Genomic DNA, 20,951 nt, shown 5'->3' on the forward strand with positions numbered 1-20,951 from the left:
GCGGTAGTTTTCAGTGTCCGAAGAATCCTTCCCAGATGCTTTCTCGACATCCGCCGTTCTGGGCTCCTACCCCAAGGCGGCGGTTTCGCTTCCGGGGTCCGGTGGGTTGTGGGCAGGGCCGAAAAGCCGCTGTAGATCAATGGAGGCGCCCCCCAACCTCGAGACTAAGTGCTTGTTTTCGATTTTATTTCTGCGCTTTCCTTGGGAGCGCCAGCGGCATTCTTCATGAATCATGAACGGCTTGCGTATACGGGCACTGTTAGCCCGTTCGGCTGTTTTCCAGTTTGCGGGGCGGCCTATCCGGAACTCTGATCTACTAAAACTTCAATCGAAGCTTCGAGTTCACTGAGCGTGACTTGGGAGCGTCCAGGTTGCGAACCAGAGCAGGCTCCTATCATGGGCACTGCGCGCTTGCCTGCAACGTCCTTCGGGGCGAGTCACGTGCAACGCGCGGATGACACTCAGCAAGGAGAGGCCGAGAGCGCGAGCTTAGTTAACCCGTCCATCAAACTTCAAAAGGCCGTCAATCGCCTGCGGTCTTGGCGAGACGCCGGCTGGCGAAGCGGAGGGGCCGGTCTGCCGAGGTGGCGCGCCGGGGGAGGGGATCGTTGACGACATCGGTGAGGAAGGGCGCGGCGGCTGCGGCGCGGGAGCGTTCCTCGGAAGCGAGGCCGTAGAGGGTCGTACGCTGGACCGGTACCCGGCCGCAGCGCCGGATCAGCGCCTCCATCGCGGCAGGCGTCATTTCCTGGCCATGCGCTGCGCCGGCGGAGCGGGAGATCGTCTCGTTCATCAGTGTGCCGCCGAGGTCGTTTACGCCGCTGCGGAGCGCCTGGGCGACGCCCTCCGCCCCGAGCTTGACCCAGGACGCCTGGATGTTGGGCACGAGCGGATGCAGGGCGAGGCGGGCGACAGCGTGCATCAGCAGCGTTTCCCGAAAGGTCGGTCCGCGCCGGGCCAAGCCCTTCAGGGCGATCGGCGCCTCCATATGCACGAAGGGCAGGGGTACGAATTCGGTGAAGCCGCCGGTGCGCCGCTGGAGGGCGCGGATCCTCAGGATATGGCGCGCCCAGTGCACCGGCCGCTCCACATGCCCGAACATGATCGTGGCCGTGCTGCGCAGGCCGGCCCCGTGGGCCGCCTCCATCACGGCGAACCACTGCGTCGTGTCGATCTTGTCCGGGCAGAGCACGGCCCGGACCTCGTCGTCGAGGATCTCGGCGGCCGTCCCCGGCAGGCTCGACAGGCCCGCCGCCTTCAGCCGAGCCAGGTATTCGGCAAGCGGCAGGCCAAGGGTGGCCGCGCCCTGCCAGATCTCCAGCGGCGAGAAGGCGTGGACATGCAGGCCGGGCACCGCCGCCTTCACGGCACGGCAGATGTCGAGATAGGTCTCGCCCGTATAGTCGGGATGGATGCCCCCCTGCATGCAGACCTCGGTCGCGCCCCGGCTCCAGGCCTCGCGGGCGCGCCGCTCGATCTCGTCCAGGCTGAGGTCATAGGGCTTGCCCCGCAGGTGCTCGGCGGTCTTGCCCTTGGAGAAGGCGCAGAAGCGGCAACTGAGCGTGCAGAGATTGGTGTAGTTGATGTTGCGGGTGACGACGTAGCTGACCGTGTCGCCGTTCGTGCTTGCCCGCAGCTCGTCCGCGGCGGTGCAGACCGCGCGGAAGGCCTCGCCGCGGGCGGCGAACAGGGCGAGAAGGTCGCTCTCCCCGAGCGTGTGCCCGGCTTGGGCGCGCCGCAGGATGCCACCGAGGGCCGAAGTCGCCACAGGCGCCGCCCTACCATCCCGAAGGAAGCCGGTGGGCGGGTTGCGGGCTTCGCCTGGCGACCAGTCGTCGTCCCGGACGAAGCCGTCCGCATCGATCGCGCGCAGGGCCGGCGTGCGGAAAGGCGGGGCGAGCCAGCGCTCCGGCTCCCGCAGATGTGACGGATAGACCGGCAGGCGCTGCACGAGGTGCTTGCCCGCCGCCGCAGTCGCCCGCGCCAGGATGTCGAGATGCGGCCAGGGCGCCTCGGGGTTCACGTGATCCGGCGTCACGGGCGAGACGCCGCCCCAATCGTTGACGCCGGCCGCGATCATCCGGGGCAGCGCACCCTTGGCGAGGTTCGGCGGCGCCTGGATGCTCATGCCCGCGCCGAAGACCAGCCGCGTCACGGCGATCGTCCAGAGATGGTCCTCGAAATCCGGTTCCGGCGCCCCGGCCATGGCCGTACCGGGCTTGGCACGGAAGTTCTGGACGATGATCTCCTGGAGATGGCCGTAGCGGTCGTGTAGGTCGCGTAGCGCCAGGAGCGCCTCGATCCGCTCGCGCCGCGTCTCACCGATGCCGATGAGCAGGCCGCTCGTGAAGGGGATGGCGCCCTCGCCGGCGAGCCGGATGGTCTCGAGCCGGGCGGCGGGGCGCTTGTCGGGGGAGCCGAAATGCGGGCCACCCCGCTGCGAAAGCCGCTCGCTCGCCGTCTCCAGCATGATGCCCATGGAGACGCTGACGAGGCGCAGGCGTGCGAGGTCGTCCGCCTCCATCAGGCCCGGATTGAGATGAGGCATCAGCCCCGTCTCGCGAAAAACCCTTTCGGCGGCCTCGTACAGATAGTCCAGGGTGCGGGCGTGGCCGAGGACCGCCAAGCCCTCGCGGGCGGCGCGGTAGCGCAACTCCGGCTTGTCGCCGAGGGTGAACAACGCCTCGGTGCAGCCGGCTTTCGCGCCCTGACGGGCGATGGCGAGAACATCCTCCAACGGCAGGAAGGCGGTACCGACCTTCGCCGGCGCGCGCGCGAAGGTGCAGTAGCGGCAGGTATCGCGGCAGAGTTGGGTGAGGGGGATGAAGACCTTGCGCGAATAGGAGACCGTGTCGCCAAATCCCGCATCGCGCAGGGCCGCCGCCCGTGCCGTCAGAGCATCGAGGTCAAAGACCTCGGCCAGCACCAGGGCCTCTTCGGCGGAAAGCCTCCCGAAGCCGGCCTCGTGGCCGAACGATGCGGTCATGGCAGGCCTCTCATGCAGGCAGGCGGGTCGGGGTCGGATCGGCGCGGGAGACGCCGGGCGGGGCTTCGGCGAAGCGCCAGATCGCGCCGGGGAGCGCCTTCAGCAAGGTGCGGCTACGGCTCGGCGGGCCGCCCTGCGCGAGGAAAGCGCTCAAGTCCCCCGGACGGTCGATGTCGCGGACGAGCCGGGGCAGGTCGAGAACGCGCGGGGTGATCCCGCAGGCGCGCGCTGCCTGCACATGATAGTGGAAGCTGTCAGGCCCATAGAGAAAGGGGATTGCCTGCACCGGCGAGCAGGCGAGCAGGTTCGTGCCCCTGTCTGCGGCAGCTGGCACGAGGCTGACCGCCGGGGCAGCCCCGTGCCGGACGACGACGTGATCGAGATCCTCCGGCATGACCTGGGGAAGGTCGGCGGCCAGCACCAGGATACCCGCGGCGCCATCCTCTGCGAGGATGCGAGCGCCCTCCGCCACAGCAGCGCAGGTGCCGGCCTCGGCCCTGTCCGCGATGATCCGGGCGCCGGCCCGGCGCGCCTGCGCGGTGACCTCTGCATCCGCCGTGATCACCGCGACCCCGGCGAGAGTCGAGGCCCGGGTCGCAGCCTCGATCACGTCGAGGGCCATGGCACGGGCGAGCCGTGCCCGCTCGTCCGGATCGAGCAGGGGCGCCAGGCGCTGCTTGGCCTGCTCCAGGCGCTTCACGGGAATCAGGCACCAGGGGGCGGTCACAGCGGTCTCCGCGGCAGGGTCGCGGCGAGGTCGAGGGCGGCTCGGGCGAGATCCTCCCGGTCCGACAGGCTCGTCATCACCGTGTTGGTGACGAGGCTCGGGAGGCCGAGCCGGGGCGCTTCCGCCGCGTCGGCCGCATCGAGCACCATGCCGTCGAGGAGATCGCCGTAATGGGCGGCCACCGCCTGCGTGCTCACGGGCAGGCCGAGCTCGGCCATGATCTTGGCGGTCGGTCCTTTCACCGCCTTACCCGCGACCACCGGCGAGACCGCGACGACGGGCGCGGCCGCCCTCCGCAGGGCGGCCCGCAGGCCGGGGATCGCCAGGATGGGGTCGATGCTGAGATAGGGGTTCGACGGGCAGATCAGGATCGTGGCAAGATCCTCGTCCGCGAGCAGGCCCGGCAGGTCGGCGGGCATGCGTGCAGTCTGCGCGCCGGCAAAGGTCAGCCCGGTCAGGACCGGCGCGCAGCGGCGGGCCACGAAATAGGTCTGGAAGGGCAGGGGGCCTTCCTCGGTCTGCACGATCGTCCGGACGGGATCGTCGCTCGCCGGCATCAGCCGGGCGCGGATGCCGAGGCTCCGGGCGATCTCGGCGGTGACTTCGGAGAGGGTAGAGCCCTCCCGCAAGCGCTGCGTGCGATGGACATGGGTGGCGAGATCACGGTCGCCCAGCATGAACCAGGTCTCGCCCCCGAGCCGGCCGAGAGCTTCCAGGAAGCCCCAGCTCTCCCCCGCGAGGCCCCAGCCACGCTCCCGGTCGCTCAGGCCAGCCAAGGTGTAGGTCACGGTGTCGATGTCCGGACAGATCGTGAGACCGAGATGCTCGAAATCGTCGCCGGTATTGACGAGAACGGTCAGCCGGTCCGGCTCCAGCACCCGGGTCAGGCCGAGAGCCAGCTTGGCGCCGCCGATGCCGCCGCACAGGGCGAGCACACGCTCCGGGCGCAGGGGCCGCTCCGCTCTGTCCGTCATCGGAAGAGATCCCCGGCCTTGTCGCGCAAGAGGGCCGCAGCGGGCATTGATGGGTGCTGCCAGGACAGGCCCTGCACCAGCACGGCGGGCACGCCCTCGGCGGCCTGCCCCATGAGCAGGGAGGCAGCCGCCGCGATCTCGTCGGCGAAGCCGATCTGAGTGACGCGGAGCGCGCGCCCGAACAGGTCCGGCGTGCCGATGCAATCGATCAGAGCCGGCAGCCCAGCGGCGCCGAGTGCCACGCCGACCGTGCCGTGCCGCCAAGCCCGGCCGAAGCTATCGGCCATCACGACGGCGAGGTCGTCCCTTCCATAGCGGGCGGAAAGCGCCTCCCGCGCCCGGGTGCACCAGCCATCCGGATCCTCCGGCAGCAGTAGCACCCGGTCCCCATCCTCCGGCGTGCCCACGTTCGACTGGTCGACACCGGCATTGGCCATGACGAAGCCGAGGCGATGGGCGACGATCAGGGCGCCCCTGCGGGTGGCGACGACCTCGTCGGATTCCGACAGGATCACCTCGACGAGGCGGGGATCCTTGTCGACCATGGCGGTGATGTCCCGCGCCCGCGCCGAGGGGACGACGTCGGCGAGATCGACGAAGCGTCCCTCCGCCTTCGAGACCACCTTCTGGGCGACCACCAGCACGGCCCGAGGCCCCGGCACGAGCCCCGCCCGATCGATGGCCGCGATCAGCAGGCCCATGAGGTCATCGCCGGGGCGCACGAGGGGCAGCCCCGGAAGCGGCGTTAGCGTAAGGGGCGTCTGGACTCTCATCCGGGGCGTCGTCTCAAGCTCGGCCCCCTCAGGCGAGGGCGCGCAGGCGCGGCAGCACCTGCTCCGCGTAGAGACGCAGGAACCGGACCTGATCCGTGCCGGGGGCATGGAAGACGAGATGGCGGAAACCGAGCTCGATATAGGGGCGGATGCGCGCCACGTGCTCCTCCGGATCGTCAGAGACGATCCAACGGCTTGCCGCTCGCTCCAGGGGAAGCGCGTCGGCCAGACGCTCCATGTCGAGGGGATCCTCCACGGACATCTTCTCCTCGCCCGTCAGGGCCAGGGCGGCCCAGTGGCGGGTGTCCTGCAGCGCCCGGGCTCGGTCCGTGTCGAAGGAGACCTTCATCTCGATCATCCGATCGACCGCGCTCTCGGGACGTTCGGCCGCGGCAAGGCCTGCCGAAAGGTTAGGCAGAAGCGTCTCGCTGTAGAGCGTCGACGGCTTTCCGGAGGTGCAGATGAAGCCGTCCGCGACGCGCCCGGCGAATTTGGTGATGAGCGGTCCGGCCCCGGCGATGTAGATCGGCACCGGGATCTCGGGCCGGTCGTAGATCGTGGCGTTGCGGGTCTCGTAGTAGGTACCGGAGAAGGAGACGCGCTCCTGTGTCCAAAGCTCGCGAATCAGCTCCACGGATTCCTTTAGCCGCGCGAGGCGCTCCTTCGGCTCCGGGAAGGCGAGGCCGGTGGCCGGCGTCTCGTTCAGCGCCTCGCCGGTGCCGATGCCGAGGACGACCCGGCCCGGGAACAGGGATCCGAGCGTTCCGAAAGCATGGGCCACGATGGAGGGATGGTAGCGGAAGGTGGGCGTGAGCACGCTCGTGCCCATGACGATCCGGCTCGTCCGCGCGCCCAGCGCCCCCATCCAGGCGACGGAGAAAGGCGCGTGCCCGTCCGTGTGTCGCCAGGGCTGGAAATGGTCGCTGATGAAGACGGAATCGAAGCCGGAGGCCTCCGCCTCGACGGCGAAGTCGAGGAGCTGGCGCGGCCCGAACTGCTCTGCCGAGGCCTTGTAGCCGAGGGTCAGCATGCGATGTCCTCGCGGATGATCATCTGGCCCGTGGGGTCCATGGCGCAGGTCTGTCCCGGCAGCACCAGGGTGGTGGTGGTCGCTTCCTCGACGAGGGCAGGGCCCGAGACGGTCTGACCGGGACGCAAGCCCTCGCGGCGGTAGACCGGGCTGTCGGCCCAGCCCTGACCATCGAGATACAGGGGCCGGTGCCGGTCCGGCACCGGCGGCGTATGACTGCGGTCGTCGCTGCGCGGCACGGGCACGGTCTCGACCGGCGCCTCGGCCTGCAGGTGGATCGTGGTCAGCTCGGCGGCGACCCCGGGCAGATCGAAGGTGAACGCCTTCCGGTGGGCGGCATGAAACCGCTCCAGCACCTCGGCCGGCGAGGCGTCGGGCGGGCAATCGAAGGCGACGCTGTGCTCCTGGTTGCGGTAGCGGCCCTCGACGATGGGGGTCAGCACGAGCGCCTTCGCGTCATCGACACCGAAATAGGCCGCCGCCTCCTTCGCCAGCTCGGCGAACAGGACCGGCAGCCGTTCGGTCAGCTCGTCGTCGATGCCGGCGAGGATCATGCGGCGCAGATCGATCCGCGGACGCGCCGCGAGCATCCCCCAGGCCGAGAAGATCCCGGGCTGGGTCGGGATGATGCAAGCGCGCACGCTCATCTCGCGGGCGAGCTTGGCGGCGAGCAGTGGCCCGGCGCCTCCGGAGACGAGGAGGGCGAAGTCCCGCGGGTCGTGGCCGCGCTGGATGCTGATCAGCTTCAGGGCGCTGATCATGGTCTCCTCGGCCACCTCGATGAGGGCCGAGGCCGCTTCCTCCACGCTCATGCCCAGAGGCTCGGCGATCGTGGCCACAGCCCGGCGTGCCGCCTCCAAGTCGAGGGCGATGCGACCCTCGCCGAAGGTGACGGGATCGATCACGCCGGTGACGAGCTTGGCGTCGGTCACGGTCGGCCGGGTGCCGCCGAGCCCGTAGCAGGCGGGGCCTGGATTGGAGCCGGCGCTGTGCGGGCCGACGCGCAGGCGGTTGCCAGCATCGAGCCAGGCGATCGAGCCGCCGCCGGCACCGACCTCGACGATGTCCACCACCGGCACCTGCACGGTGTAGCCGGGGGAGGTGCGTGTCTTCTCCAGCTTGTAATCGGGGGCGAGGCTCGGCTGCCCGCCGCGGATCACCGAGCACTTGGCCGTGGTGCCGCCGACATCGAGATAGATCAGGTCCGGCTCGGCCAGCACCTGCGCGATGCGCGCCGCGCCGGCCACCCCCCCAGCCGGCCCGGATTCGATCAGGGTGAGCGGCGCCCGCGCTGCCTGGTCGAACCGGGCGATGCCGCCGTTCGACTGCATGGCGTAATACGGCCCCTCGAGGCTGCCCTTGGCCAGCGAGCGTTCGAGATTGGCGAAGTAGCGCTGCACGATGGGCTGGACGTAGGCGTTGAGCGCCACGGTGTTGGAGCGCTCGTATTCGCGCCATTGCCGCGAGATCTCGTGGCTGGCGCAGACCGGCACGCCCGGCAGGCATTCGCGAAGGATCTGCGCACAGCGCTCCTCATGGGCCGGATTCGCGTAGCTGTGTAGGAGAACGATGCCGATCGTCTCGACGCCCTGCGCCCTACAGGCCTCGGCGCAGGCGCGAACGTCGTCCTCGTTCAGGGGCTCCACTATCTCGCCGGCTGCGTTCAGGCGCTCGCGCACCTCGAAGCGGAGATGGCGCGGCACGAAGGCGTCGGGCGTCTTCGAGCGCAAATTGTAGAGGTCAGGGCGGGTGCCCCGGCCGATGGCGAGCACGTCGCGGAAGCCGCGGGTGGTCAGCAAAGCCGTGCGCACGCCCTTGCGCTCGGTGATGGCGTTGATGACCGTGGTGCCGCCATGGACGAAGAAGCGCACCTCGGTCGGGTCGAGGCCCTGGCTTTCACCGGCCCGGTCGATGGCGTGCATCACGCCCCGGGACTGGTCATCGGTCGTGGTGAGCACCTTGGCGGTGTAGAGCCGGCCCTCACGCTCGTCGTAGCCGATCAGGTCGGTGAAGGTGCCGCCGACATCGGTCGCGAGACGGATCATGCGTGCAAGGCCTCCGGGGCCGCATCCGAGGGGCCGGTCCGGCCGTAGAGGCGCAGGGCCTCGTCAGAGGTGAGGAAGCCGTCGGCGATGTCCGCGGCAATGGCAGCGCCATCCCGTTCGGCGGCTGGCCCCCAGCCGCCGCCGCCGCCGGTCCGGATGCGCACCACGTCGGCGCGGTTCAGGGGCCGGGGCGGTGAGCGGGTGAGCTCGGTGCTGCCGCCGGCGGGCGAAAGCACCTCAAGCCCGTTGCAGCTTCCGTCAGTGCCGCCCTCCATGCCCCAGGGGGCGGTGCGGGTGCGCCCGATGCCGCAATGGACCTGCGCCCTGTCGCTCAGGATCTCGTAGTCGCGCACGAGCCCGAACCCGCCGCGGAAGCGGCCGGCACCGGCACCGCCGGCCGTGTTGTAGGCGTATTGACGGACGAGGAGCGGGAACTTGGTCTCGATAACCTCGACAGAGTAGTTGTAGGTGTCGCCATCGGTGAGCGCGATCAAGCCGCTGGCGCCGTCCCGGTCGCGGCAGGCACCCCAGCCGCCGTGATGCGGCTCGATATGCACGAAGGGCCGGCCGTCGTCGCCCTCGCCCGCAATGTAGGTCGCGCACAGGCTCGTATAGGACCCGGCGGACATCCGCTCGGGCACGAGGCCGGCCACCGCCTTCCAAAGCAATTCGGAGGCATGCACCGAGCCTTCGTAGTACCAGCCGGTGGGCGAGGGCTTCTCGGCGGTGAACAGGGTACCAGCCTCCGCCACGACAGTCAGGGGCCGGAACCAGCCCTCGTTCGAGGGCTCGTGGGGAGCGACCAGCGCCTTGAACACGGTCTTAACCGCGGATTCGAGGGCTCCGCGGGAGCAATTGATCGGCCCGGGCCGGGCGGCGGGGCAGCCGGTATAGTCGACCATCATCGTGTCGCCGAGGATCGTCACGGCGACCTGCGTAACGATAGCGGCATCGGTGGCGCCGTCGCCGTCGATGACGTCCGCGGCGCAGTAGGTGCCGTCGGGGAGGGCAGCGATGGCGGCGCGGCTGCGGGCTTCGCTGTCATCGAGCAGCCGCTCGATCGAAGCGCGGGTCACCGGAAGGCCGTAACGCCCGACGATCTCGAGCACCCGCTTCTCCGCCACGCGCAGGGTCGCGACCTGGGCGTTGAGGTCGCCCAGCGCGAGATCCGGCATGCGCACGTTCTCGGTGATGATCCGGACCATCTCCGGGATCAGCACGTCGCCCCGGGCAATCCGGATGCCGGGCAGGCGCAATCCCTCCTGGAACACGGAATTGGCATCCGGCGGCAGGCTGCCGGGCACCGCGCCGCCGACATCGAGCCAATGGGCGACGTTGACTGCGAAGGCGATCACACGACCTTCGAAGAAGATCGGCCGGACCAAGGCGAGGTCACAGGCATGGGTACCGCCGCTGAAGGGATCGTTCGTGACGAGCATGTCACCGGGCGCCAGATCGTCCCCGAAGCGGCGCATCAGGGAGCGGACCTGCGTCGAGAAGGTGCCGGTGAACAGCGTGATGCCGTTGGCCTGGGCAACGAGCGCGCCATCCGCGTCGCAGATCCCGCAGGCGAAATCCAGAACCTCGTAGATGACCGGGCTCATGCTGGTGCGGGCCATCACGATGGCCATCTCGTCGACGGCCGACAGGAGCTTGCCCTGAATGATCTCGTGGGTCACGGCGGTCAGCTCCGCCGTTCCCCCGGCTCCCGGGGGGGGTGTCGACATCCCTGTGTCCTCGTCTCGTGAAGGTTGTTGGGGCTCATCCGCCATCCGCTCGATCCCTCCGGGAGGCGGATGGGGGCATCGCTCGAACGCCGCGCAGGCTTGCCGCGACAGCTCTAACCAAGCGGAGGCGGCAGCGGTGGGCCGGGGGTCAGGCGCGCCAGGGCCCGCAATTGAACATCGCCTCGGTGTCCTCATAGGCATCCCACAGAAGGATGCGTCCATCCTTCACCGTGAAGACCCAGGCCCATTTGGCCGTGTATTCCTTGCCGCTGATCCGCGAGGCGGCAACCTCGGTGCCGGTGACCGCGACGTTGTCGCCATCCACCACCCAGACCTTCTGGGTATGCCCGCGGATCTCAAGCGCGGCGGGCATCACCTCGAAATATTCGACGAGCTTGGCCTTGCCGGTCCAGCGGCCAGCCCAGGGGAGGGCGCCGGTGCCGGGCATGTCGATGGCGCCGTCCTCGGCGAAGAGGGCGACCGCCCCGGCACTGTCGCCGCTGGCGAGGCAAGCGAGGAAGTCCCGGATGACGCTCTCGGCGGTCTTTTCGGACATGTCGACCTCTGACGGGGAGGAAAACGGCGTGGTGTCGATGCTGGAGGCTAGCAGCGCCGTTCCCGGTGCCGCCAATACCGATGGAAGGGCCGCTCATCGTGCGGCAGCATCATTCGTGCACAGCGTGCGTCGTAAGGGCGGCCGTGGTGACCCCGCCTCCCCGTCGAGCGAGCGGAGGCGATCTCAGGACTGACGGCGATGGGCCGGGGCGCCGCCGGCCGCAGGCCCCTTGAAGGGCCAGAGGATCTCCCGGTTCCGGCACAAGCCCTCGGGCCGGAAGACCAGAATCGAGAGCATGACCAGGCCGAGCCCCACCTCAGCCGAGTTGGCCGGCAGGTTCGCCCCGAACACGGTCACGTCCGTTTCCAGCCGTCTCAGAACCTCGATCAGGATTGTGAGGGTCAGCGTGCCCAAAACCGCGCCGGACAAGGATTGCATACCGCCGACGACGAGCATGGCGAGGGTCACGAAGGCCATGTCGAGGTAGAAGGAGGAGACGGTCAGCATGCCGAGAAACTCGGCCATCACCCCGCCAGCCGCGCCCGCGAGCACAGCGCTGAGCACGAAGGCGATCAGCCGGTGCCGGAAGACCTCGACGCCGGAGGCGGCTGCCGCGACATGATCGTCGCGGCTGGCCCGGGCGGCGATGCCGGAGCGCGAGCGGGCATAGGCGAAGGCAGCGACCATCGCGGACAACGCCAAGCCGAGGGCGGTGCCGACCGTGGTCACGGTCGGGATGCCGATGATCGCCCGCGGCCCGGCGGTCCAGCTGTCCCAATGCAGGTAGACCGAGTGCACCACGATGAAGAAGGCGAAGGTGCCGATCGAGGCGGCGATGCCGTTGAGCCGCATCAGGGCAAGGCCCGTGACGAGGGCGACGAGGCCCGCGAGCAGGCCGCCCGCCGCCACGGCCATCAGCGGGTGCGGATCCATCGCGAGGAGAAAGCCGGGCAGGCCAGGCATGTACATGGCCCGGTTATCGACGCAGCAGGTCTGCCAGGCGGTCGCGTAGGCGCCGATCACCACGAAGCCGATATGGCCGAAGGAGATCACGCCCGTATTGCCGATGAAGAGATAGAGGCCGAGCACGATGGTGAGGCGGATCAACCCCTCGATGATCGCCTCGTCCAGGGCGCCCGCGCCGAGGACGGCCGCGAGCAGGGTGATGGCGGTGACGAGGCCACTCATCAGCAGGAGCGGCCAGACGCTGCGGAGCATACTCCGGGCCGCAGCGGGAAGCGCGGGACTGGCAGCGGCGGGGGCGGCGACGGGATGGCTCATCAGACGCGCTCCTTCATGGCCGGGGACGCGACGAGCCCCTGCGGCCGCGCGAGCAGAATGACGATGACGAGGGCGAAGACGATGGCGTCGCGGAAGCCGCGGATCTCCTCCGGGAGCAAGGCCTGGAGCAACACGCTGGCGACGCCGACGACATAGCCGCCCACCACCGTGCCGAGCAGACTGCCCATGCCGCCGATCACGGTGGAGATGAAGCCGAACAGCATCAGCGGCGTGCCCATCTCGTAGTCGAGCACGCCGGTCTGCACGACGAGGATCAGCGCCGAGAAGCCGGCGATGATGCCGCTGAGTGCGAAGGCGGCGCCGATCACGCGGTTTCCGCGCACGCCCAGCATGCGTGCCATCTGGAAGTCCTCCGCCGCGGCGCGCATCTGCAGGCCGAGCGACGTGCGGTTGAGGAAGGCGATCAGGCCGCCGAGGAAGACGACCGTGAGGGCGATCACTAGGAACTGGAGCCGCGGCACGCCGACATTCTCGGTGATCTGCGCGCTCTCCATCAGCCCCGACCACAGCCCCGCGGCTTTGGGCCGGCTGCCGTAGAACATGATCACCACGTTCTGGAGCGTGTAGCCCAGGGCGAAGGAGGCGATCATCAGCGTTGCCGGGGAAGCGTTGCGAAGGCGCCGGAACACCGCCGCTTCCGAAGCCACCGCCAGCAGCGTGACGAGGGCGAGGATGCCGCCCACGAGCAGGGGCGTCGGCAGGGCGCCGATGCCCATCGTCGCCTCCGCCTCGTGCGAGGGCATGACCAGGGCATAGGCCCCGATGGTGATGAAGGCGCCGTAGGCAAAATTCACGAGGCGCAGCACGCCGAAGATAAGGCCGATGCCGAGCGCTGTGAGCGCGTAGAGGCTGCCGAGGCTGAGCGCCGTGATCAGGATCTGGAGCGCGTTGCTCATGCGGCGATCCCTCCGGCTGGAGCGTCGGTGAAGCCGAAATAGGCTTGACGGATGCGGTCGGTGTCGGCCGGGTTCGCGGGCGAGCCCTCTGCCTGAAGCGCGCCGCCGCGCAGCACGTAGATCCGCCCGGCGGCCTCCAGCGCTCGTTCGAGCTTCTGCTCGACGATGAGCAAGGTCAGCCCGTCACTGCGGTTGAGGTCGAGCAAGGTCTCGTAGACCCGATCCACCACCAAAGGGGCGAGGCCGAGGGACGGCTCGTCGATCACCATCAGGCGCGGCTTGCTCAGGAGGGCGCGGGCGATGACCAGCATCTGCTGCTCGCCACCGGAGAGCTTGCCGGCAGGCTGGCCGCGGCGCTGCCCGAGCTGGGGAAAGCGCTCCATCAGCGCCGCCATCTCGCGCCGCGCTGCTGCCTTGTCGCGGCGCAGGGACAGGCCGACCAGGAGGTTCTCCTCCACGGTCATGGTGGTGAAGGTGTGCCGCCCCTCACGCACATGGGCGAGGCCAAGCCGGGCGATGTCCTCCGGCGCGCGCCGGTCAATGCGGGTGCCGCCGAACAGGATCCCGCCCCTGGTCGGGGCGAGGATGCCGGAGACGGTGAGCAAAGTGGTGGTCTTGCCGGCCCCGTTCGGGCCGACGATGGCGACCACTTCCCCTTCCGTCACCCGCAGGCTGACGTCGCGCAAAGCGGCGAGGCGGCCGTAATGGACGCTGACCCGGTCGAGCTCAAGCTGCACGGCTGCGCTCCTCTCCGAAATAGGCCCGGACCACGGCCGGGTCGGCGCGCACCGCTTCCGGCGAGCCACGGGCAATGGTGCGGCCGGATTCGAGCACATGGATGCGGTCGCAAACGGTGGTGACGAGGCGGACATTGTGCTCGATCAGAAGTACGCCGCTGCCGACGCGCTTCGGGATCTCCCGGATCAGGGCGATCAGCCGGTCGCATTCGAGGTCGGACATGCCGGCCGCGGGCTCGTCGAGCAGCAGGAACGCTGGGCGTCCGGCCAGCGCGCGGGCGATGCCGACCCGCCGCTCGTCGGCATAGGGCAGCACGCCGGTGGGCAAAGCCGCCGCGTCCGACAGGCCGGTCCAGGCGAGGATCTCCCCGGCCTCCTCCGCGGCCCGCCGGCGCGACAGCCCCGCGGAGAGCCCAGCGAGTTCCACGTTCTCCCGCACGCTCATGCTGTGGAACAGGCGGCCGGCCTGGAAAGTGCGGGAGACGCCGCGCCGGCGCACCCGCTGTGGCGGCAGCCTCTTCAGGGAGACGTCGCCCAGAAGCACGTCGCCGCCGCTAAGAGGCTGAAATCCTGTCACGGCGTTGACGAGGGTGGTCTTGCCAGCCCCGTTGGGGCCGATGAGCCCCAGGATCTCGCCGCAGCTCAACGTCTCGGAGACATCCTCGATGGCCAGAATGCCCTGAAACGTCACGCAAGCATTGCGTATCTGAAGTTTTCCAACTTCTGATTGAATATCCATGGCAGGGCGCGCTCCTCAGACCATGCCGCAAGCTTGCGGCCGTGTGTGGATCGGCGCGGCATTCTTCTTGCTGACGCTCCGGCGGTCCGAGAGAAGGGGTTGCCGCCCGTGGTCATCGAAATCCGCCACGTCAGGGCGTTCCTGGCCGTCGCGTCCGAACTGCATTTCGGACGGGCCGCGAACCAGCTCAACATCGCCCAGCCGGCCCTGAGCCGGACGATCCAGAACCTCGAGGCGATCCTCGGGGTCCAGCTCCTGGAACGCAGCACACGCAGCGTGCAACTGACGCCGGCCGGCCAGCTCTTCCGTGACCAGTTCGGCAAGCTGATGCGGCAGATGAAGGACGCCGTGCAGGCCACCCAACGCATGGGCCGGGGCGAGACCGGTCTCCTCTCGGTCGCCTACGCCGATGCCGCCCTGTGCGGGCCGATGCCGGAGATCATCCGCCGCTTCCGCCGGGACAACCCGAACGCCAAGCTGGAACTCACGCAGGGCAGCCCCGAAACGGTGCTGCAACTGCTCGCGGACCGCCGGATCGATTGCGGGTTCCTGCCAGGCCCAGTGCGCGACGTCCGGCTCGACGCCCGCTGCATCCATTCCGATCTTCCGGTCGTGGTGATGCCGGTCTCGCACCGCCTGTCCCTGAAGACCAAGCTCACCCTGGCGGACCTCGCCCGCGAGCGCTTCGTGACCTGCGGCGGAGAGGGCTGGGAGAACCTTCAGCGCCTGTGCCTGAAGGCCGGCTTCCTGCCGCAGCTCCACCAGGAGGTGCCGCACCAGGATGCGCTGCTGGCCTTCGTGGCGGCGGAGGCGGGCATCGGAGTCTGCCCAGCCGGCGTGCAGATGAGCGCGCGCAGCGGCGTCGTGATACGGCCCCTGGTGGAGGCTCCCCTCAGCTTCGATCTGCATTGTGCCTGGCATCGGGAGAACACCTCTCGGATCGTGGTCGATTTCGCTGCTCTGGTGGCGCGCTTCGCGGCGGGCCAGGGATCCGAGCCGGCGGCGATGGGCCGCGTGCATGCCGGCGCGGCATCATGAGGAGACCTCTGCCGGAAGGATGTGGAGGAGACCGGCCTCGTCGATGAACAGGCGCTGGCCGGGCAGGACGAGGGTGGTGGTCGAGGCCTCCTCGACAAGGGCAGGCCCGGCGCATTCGAGAGCGACCGGCAGGAGGTCGCGGGTGAAGACGCGGACCTTCTGCCAGCCCTGACCCGGGATCTCGACGAGGCGTTCCCCCTGCAGCGCCGCTTCCATGGATTGCGATCCGCGGCGGGGATGGGTCAGAGGCGGCCGCACCGCCTCGACGGAAGCGGACAGCCGGTAGGCCACGAATTCGACCGGGTGGCCATCGAGCTCGAAGGTGAAGGCGCGTTCATGCGCCTCCGCGAATCGCCGGGCGAGGTCCGCGGGCCGGTCCTCGGCGGAATCGAGCCGCAGGGTCAGGCAATGCTGCTGGCCGACATAGCGCAGATCGACCCGGTACTCGAAGAACAGCTCCGAGACGGCGATCTCCGGCAGGCCGGCGAAGGCGTCCCGCGCCTCCGCTTCCAGTGTGGCGAAGATGCCCGGCAGGAGGGCGGCATCCACCGTCTCGGCGGCCCGAGGCAGGGTGCGCACAAAATCGCGCCGCGGCTGGGTGACCAGCATGCCGAAGGCGGAGGCGTAGCCCGGATGGCGCGGGACGATGATCTCGCGCACGCCAAGCTCCTGGCCGAGGCGGGCGGCATGGAGGGGGCCGCAGCCGCCCGCGACCAGCATCACGAAGTCCCGCGGGTCATGGCCTCGCTGGACCGAGACGAGCTTCAGGGCATTGATGACCGCCGCCTCGCCGACCCGGAGCATGGCGCCCGCTACCGCCTCGGCGTCGAGCCCCAGCGGACGCCCGAGTGTCTCCATCGCCGCGCGGGCGACACCCATGTCGAGGGTCAGGCGGCCATCGGCGAAGTAGTCCGCACGGATCCGGCTCGCCACGAGGTTAGCGTCGGTGAGGGTCGGCTCACTGCCGCCCCGGCCGTAGCAGGCCGGCCCCGGATCCGCTCCGGCGCTGCGCGGCCCAACCCGGAGGCTGCCGCCCTCATCGATCCAGCCCACGGAGCCGCCGCCGACGGGGATCTCCACCACGTCGACCACCGGGACCTTGACCGGATAGCCCGGGCATTCGCGCGAGCGGCCGATCCAATACTGGCCAGTGATGCGCGGTTGGTAGGCATCGATGATGGAGCATTTGGCGGTGGTGCCGCCGACATCCAGATAGAGGATCTTGCCCTCGCCGCAGGCCTCACCGAGATAGGCCGCGCCGTTGATCCCCGCAGAGGGGCCCGCCTCCAGCAGGCTCACCGGATGCCGGATCGCATCGGCGAAGCTCGCGATGCCGCCATTCGACTGGAGCGCGAAGAGCGGGCAGCGGAAGCCACGCTCCTTGAGCGCCCGCTCGACGCCCTCCAGTTGCCGCCGCACCACCGGCTGGAGATAGGCGTTGAACACGGCGGTGCTGGCCCGCTCATATTCGCCCCATTCGCGGCAGATCTCGTGGGAGGCGGTCACCGCGATGCCGGGGCAGAGGTCGCGCAGGCGTGCAGCGGCCTGGGCCTCGTGGCGGGGCGCGGCGTAGCTGTGCAGGAACTGGATCGCGATCGCCTCGACCCCCTCCTCGCGGCAGCGCCGGGCAACTTGATCGACATCGTCGAGGTCGAGGGGCGTCACCGTCGCGCCCCGGGCGTCGAGGCGCTCGCGTACCTCGAAGCAGAGGGCGCGGGGCACAAAGGGCCGCGGCTTCCGGTAGCGGAAATTGTAGAGGTCGGGCCGGTTGCCCCGGTCCGTCTCCAGCACGTCGCGGAAGCCGGCGGTGGTGACGAGGGCCGTGCGCGCGCCGGTGCGCTCCAGGATGGCGTTGATCGCCACCGTACTGCCGAAGGCGAAGTAGCTGACCTCCTCGGGGCGGACCGCAAGCCGGTCGATGACGTCAAGGAGGCTCGCCACGAAGTCGCTGGCACGGGTGAGCGCCTTGGCGGTGCGGAGCGTCCCGCTCGCCTCATCGAGATAGACGGCATCGGTGAAGGTGCCGCCCATGTCGACCGTCAGCGGTCCCATCGGCTGCCTCCCCGGCTGCGCAGGGCGGCGGTCGCTTCGAGGTCGATGGCGACCGGGCTGCCGTCCCTCCCCGGGATCAGGGCGACGCCGTAGACGTCGCGGGCGGTCTCGGGGTCGATATAGCCGTTGCGCAGGTCTTCCAGCACCGCGGCGGGGCTGCGGCCTAGGGGGTCGCCATAGCCGCCGCCGCTGCCGGTCACGACCCGGATTCGGTCCCCGGCCCTCAGGCGGCGGAAGGGGATGCGGGCGCCGCGCTCGACGGTGCCGCCGCTCTCGACCTCGACGTGGTTGAGACCGCCGGGCTCCCCGCCCTCCAGGCCCCAGGGCTCCGTGCGGGAGCGGCCGAAGCTGCTGTAGAAGAAGATCCCGTCGGCCAGGATCTCGTACTCGCGCAGGATGCCGAGGCCGCCGCGATGGCGCCCGGCCCCCGCCGCGCCACCGGGCGCGAGGCCGTAGCGGGTGATCCGGATCGGATGCTCGGCCTCGAACAGCTCGACGGAATGGCTGAAGGTGTCGCCGTCCGCCGGCGCGATCAGGGCGCTCGCCCCATCCGCGCCCGACGCGCCGCCCCAGCCACCGACATGGGGCTCCACCAGCACGAAGTCGGATTCGCCATCCGCTTTCCGGCCGCCGAGATAGGTGACGCAGAGGCTGGTGTAATTGCCTGCGCTCAGGCGCTCGGGCACGCCCTGCGCCAGCGCCTTCCAGACGAGGTCGATCGCCTGCGCCGCCGTCTCGTAGCACCAGCCGGTCGGGGCAGGGTGGGTGGCGGTGAACACCGTGCCCTCGGGCGCGATCACGGTAAGCGGGCGGAACCAGCCGTCATTGGCCGACGTCTCCGGCCGCACCACGGCGAGCAACGCGGTCTTGGCCGCAGCCTCCAGCACGGCGCGGGTGCAATTGATCGGGGCCGCGCGCTGGAGGGCGGACCCGGTGAAGTCGGCACGGATCTCGTCGCCGGAGATCGTGATCTTCACCTGGATCGGCAGGCGCTCGTCCTCGTTGCCGTCGCCGTCGATCCAATCCCGGCCCGGGTAAGTCCCGTTGGGCAGCCGCCGGATCGCGGCACGGCTCAGGGCTTCGCCGACATCGAGGACCCGGGCGAAGCTCGCTCGCAATCGCTCGGCACCGTAGCCCTCGCAGAGTTCGCGCAGGCGTAGATCCCCGAGCCGCACCACGGCGAGCTGCGCGGAAAGGTCGGCCACCGTCATCTCCGGCAGGCGGACATTGCCGGCGATCAGCTCGATGAGGTCGTCCTGGCGAACGCCCTCGCGCACGATCCGCAGAGCCGGGATGCGCAGGCCCTCCTGGAAGATGTCGGAGGCGTCCGGCGACAGGCTGCCCGCGACCTTGCCGCCGAGCTCGTTGCAATGCGCAGTCACCGTGACGAAGCAGACGAGTTCGCCCTCGAAGAACAGCGGCTTCACCAAGGTGATGTCGGCGGTGTGGGTGTTGCCGCCGTAAGGATCGTTGCTGATGAAGACGTCGCCCGAGCGGATGGTGCCGGCGAACTTCTTCCGGATCGCCGCGAGCTGGCAGGAGATGGTGCCGGTCAGGATGGTGATGCCATTGGTCTGTGCGACGAGGCGCCCCTCCGCGTCGCAGACCGAGCAGGCGAAATCGAGCACCTCGTTGATGACCGGGCTGAGGCTCGTCCGCACCAGGACGGTGGCCATCTCGTCGACCACCGCGTTGAGCTTGCCGCCCAGGATGTCGGTGTCGATCTGCCGGATCACGTCGGTCGGGTGGGACGGGGCGCGCCGGGCGGGCGTCCCGACCCGAGGAGGAGAGGCGCCCCCCGTCAACACGCGCAAGTGGGGGCGGTCGCCGCGCTGATCCGCGCTCATGGTGGACGCACTCCCTCCGTGCCTGAGGCGCGAGGACCGGGCCGGCCACCGCGGGACGATCCGATTTGCGGGCACGGAGGCGCTCGCGTCCAATGCCGTTCGGGTCATGATCCCGCGGGACCGATGCCGATCGCGGTCAGTTCTTCATCAGAACCGCTTTCTCGACGGGGCCGGCGGTCCAGTAGCCCTGGAACTTCGGCTGCCCCTTCTCCACGCAGATCATCGCGTAGCGGGCCTTGGACTGGATGTGCAGGGCAGTGTTGAAACCGCGGGGCCCCAGAATAGTCGGTTCGTCCTGCATGGCCTCGAGCTGGGCCACCACCGGCTTGGTGTCCGTGCTACCGGCCCGCTCCACCGCCTTCGCCCAGAGCTCGACGAGGGCGTAGCCCGTCAGCGGATACGCCGTGGCGGGCGCCCCGGCCTGGGCCTTGTACTTGTCGATGAAGCTCGCCAGCGCCGGCTCCGGCGCATCACCGTAGATCGAGCCGAAGGCACTCACGCAGAGGTTCGACAGGTCCGGCACTGCCGAGAGCCAGTAGGTCCCGTCCATGGCGATGCCGGAGACGATCGGCGTGTCGATGCCGGCTGCCCGCAGTTGGCGGACGGCACTGGCACCACCCGGGGTGAAGGTGCAGAGGGCGATTACGTCTGGCTTCTCGCCGAGCGCCTTGATTCGGTTGATCTGCACGGCGATCGAGGGGTCGGCGTTCTGGAAGGTGTCGGTCCCAACGAGCTTGGCCCCCTCCAAGAGCGGCCACTCGTGCTTGAAGCCGGCGCATTCGGACTTGCTGTAGGCGATGGTGTCGTCGGTCAGCACGTAAGCTTTGCGGAAGCCACGCTTTTCATAGGCCCAGGTCGCGAGTGCGATGCCGCCCAGCGGCGCCGCGTTGCCGCCCGAGAAGGAGAACTTGCCGATGCCGTCGACGCCGGCCTTCGGGTCGCCGGCGCAGAGGAAGAACGAGATCTTGCCCGCGGCCTGGGCCTTGAGGGCAGCCGGGCCGCCGACATCGAAGTCGCAATCCACTACGACCAAGTCGGCCCCCTTGCCGATCACCTCCTGGGCGGCCTTGGTACCCTGGATCTGGTCGGTCTTCACATCCGCCTCGACGGTGCGGATCTTTCGGCCGAGCAGGCCGCCCGCCGCGTTGATCTCGTCGATCTTGATCTTGGCGGCCACCATCGGCGGCACGCTGTAGGCCTGCATCCAGCCGCTCTTCGAGACGGCGAAGCCGACCACGATGTCGGGGGGCGCGGCCTGGGGGGCGCTCACCGGAGGCAGAAGGCAAGCGGCCAGGGCGAGGCCGCGCGCGAAAAGACGCGTTGAAAGCATCGGAGGACTCCTGGAGGTCGGACAGGCGACGGGAGTGCCCGGCAAGCGCCGGCATCGGACCGTGCGGGAGTCTTCCGGGGCACGGACGAACTCTAGGCGGCCCGGAAAAGACGCGACCAATACCGCTTCAGCACGGCCGGAAGCGTAGCAATCATCAATCGTCCGGGTCTCCTCCTCTGATGCCGGACACGC

Annotated in this window: 16 protein-coding genes; 1 reads left to right on the top strand and 15 read right to left on the bottom strand. The window is 69.5% G+C overall.

The window, feature by feature from the left end:
• Nucleotides 1-523: 523 nt before the first annotated feature.
• The 12 genes from cofH to MMB17_RS16675 form a co-directional block, all read right to left on the bottom strand.
• A complete protein-coding gene (gene cofH / locus MMB17_RS16620; protein WP_241099604.1) occupies nt 524-2,986 on the bottom strand; it encodes a 5-amino-6-(D-ribitylamino)uracil--L-tyrosine 4-hydroxyphenyl transferase CofH in 2,463 nt (820 codons plus the stop codon).
• A 10-nt stretch (nt 2,987-2,996) separates the two neighbouring features.
• Nucleotides 2,997-3,713: a 2-phospho-L-lactate guanylyltransferase gene (gene cofC / locus MMB17_RS16625; protein WP_241099605.1), complete on the bottom strand. Its 717-nt coding sequence runs from the start codon at nt 3,711-3,713 to the stop codon at nt 2,997-2,999.
• Nucleotides 3,710-4,687 (bottom strand): 2-phospho-L-lactate transferase, encoded by a 978-nt coding sequence (gene cofD / locus MMB17_RS16630; protein ID WP_241099606.1) that lies wholly within the window; start codon nt 4,685-4,687, stop codon nt 3,710-3,712. The genes cofC and cofD overlap by 4 nt, the downstream gene beginning before the upstream one ends.
• Nucleotides 4,684-5,388: a coenzyme F420-0:L-glutamate ligase gene (cofE, locus tag MMB17_RS16635; RefSeq protein WP_338041747.1), complete on the bottom strand. Its 705-nt coding sequence runs from the start codon at nt 5,386-5,388 to the stop codon at nt 4,684-4,686. Before cofE ends, cofD begins: the two co-directional genes overlap by 4 nt.
• 100 nt (nt 5,389-5,488) lie before the next feature.
• Complete coding sequence (gene fgd, locus MMB17_RS16640) at nt 5,489-6,490, bottom strand: glucose-6-phosphate dehydrogenase (coenzyme-F420) (RefSeq protein ID WP_238314654.1); 1,002 nt, start codon at nt 6,488-6,490, stop codon at nt 5,489-5,491.
• Complete coding sequence (locus MMB17_RS16645; protein WP_241099608.1) at nt 6,484-8,535, bottom strand: hydantoinase/oxoprolinase family protein; 2,052 nt, start codon at nt 8,533-8,535, stop codon at nt 6,484-6,486. The genes fgd and MMB17_RS16645 overlap by 7 nt, the downstream gene beginning before the upstream one ends.
• Nucleotides 8,532-10,262: a hydantoinase B/oxoprolinase family protein gene (locus tag MMB17_RS16650; RefSeq protein WP_241099609.1), complete on the bottom strand. Its 1,731-nt coding sequence runs from the start codon at nt 10,260-10,262 to the stop codon at nt 8,532-8,534. The genes MMB17_RS16645 and MMB17_RS16650 overlap by 4 nt, the downstream gene beginning before the upstream one ends.
• A 148-nt stretch (nt 10,263-10,410) precedes the next feature.
• Entirely contained in the window at nt 10,411-10,818 is a 408-nt protein-coding gene (locus MMB17_RS16655) for a nuclear transport factor 2 family protein (protein WP_238314661.1), read from the bottom strand.
• A gap of 183 nt (nt 10,819-11,001) precedes the next feature.
• Nucleotides 11,002-12,099: a branched-chain amino acid ABC transporter permease gene (locus MMB17_RS16660; RefSeq protein ID WP_241099610.1), complete on the bottom strand. Its 1,098-nt coding sequence runs from the start codon at nt 12,097-12,099 to the stop codon at nt 11,002-11,004.
• Nucleotides 12,099-13,016 (bottom strand): branched-chain amino acid ABC transporter permease, encoded by a 918-nt coding sequence (locus MMB17_RS16665; RefSeq protein ID WP_238314665.1) that lies wholly within the window; start codon nt 13,014-13,016, stop codon nt 12,099-12,101. The genes MMB17_RS16660 and MMB17_RS16665 overlap by 1 nt, the downstream gene beginning before the upstream one ends.
• Nucleotides 13,013-13,753 (bottom strand): ABC transporter ATP-binding protein, encoded by a 741-nt coding sequence (locus MMB17_RS16670; protein WP_241099611.1) that lies wholly within the window; start codon nt 13,751-13,753, stop codon nt 13,013-13,015. The genes MMB17_RS16665 and MMB17_RS16670 overlap by 4 nt, the downstream gene beginning before the upstream one ends.
• Nucleotides 13,743-14,444, bottom strand: coding sequence for an ABC transporter ATP-binding protein (locus MMB17_RS16675; RefSeq protein ID WP_241099612.1), 702 nt, complete (start codon nt 14,442-14,444; stop codon nt 13,743-13,745). The genes MMB17_RS16670 and MMB17_RS16675 overlap by 11 nt, the downstream gene beginning before the upstream one ends.
• Before the next feature lie 156 nt (nt 14,445-14,600).
• On the opposite strand from MMB17_RS16675, the gene MMB17_RS16680 reads away from it, so the two are divergent.
• On the top strand, nt 14,601-15,530 hold the full coding sequence (locus tag MMB17_RS16680) for a LysR substrate-binding domain-containing protein (protein ID WP_241099613.1): 930 nt from the start codon (nt 14,601-14,603) through the stop codon (nt 15,528-15,530).
• Here MMB17_RS16680 and MMB17_RS16685 read toward each other — a convergent pair.
• The 3 genes from MMB17_RS16685 to MMB17_RS16695 all read right to left on the bottom strand — a co-directional run bounded on the left by MMB17_RS16685 (nt 15,525) and on the right by MMB17_RS16695 (nt 20,759).
• Nucleotides 15,525-17,582 (bottom strand): hydantoinase/oxoprolinase family protein, encoded by a 2,058-nt coding sequence (locus tag MMB17_RS16685; RefSeq protein WP_241099614.1) that lies wholly within the window; start codon nt 17,580-17,582, stop codon nt 15,525-15,527. The two genes, MMB17_RS16680 and MMB17_RS16685, sit on opposite strands and share 6 nt — an antisense overlap.
• A complete protein-coding gene (locus MMB17_RS16690) occupies nt 17,570-19,429 on the bottom strand; it encodes a hydantoinase B/oxoprolinase family protein (RefSeq protein ID WP_241099615.1) in 1,860 nt (619 codons plus the stop codon). The genes MMB17_RS16685 and MMB17_RS16690 overlap by 13 nt, the downstream gene beginning before the upstream one ends.
• A 136-nt stretch (nt 19,430-19,565) precedes the next feature.
• Nucleotides 19,566-20,759: an ABC transporter substrate-binding protein gene (locus tag MMB17_RS16695; RefSeq protein ID WP_241099616.1), complete on the bottom strand. Its 1,194-nt coding sequence runs from the start codon at nt 20,757-20,759 to the stop codon at nt 19,566-19,568.
• Nucleotides 20,760-20,951: the final 192 nt, after the last annotated feature.

This window comes from Methylobacterium organophilum, assembly GCF_022533465.1.
GTDB lineage: Bacteria > Pseudomonadota > Alphaproteobacteria > Rhizobiales > Beijerinckiaceae > Methylobacterium > Methylobacterium organophilum.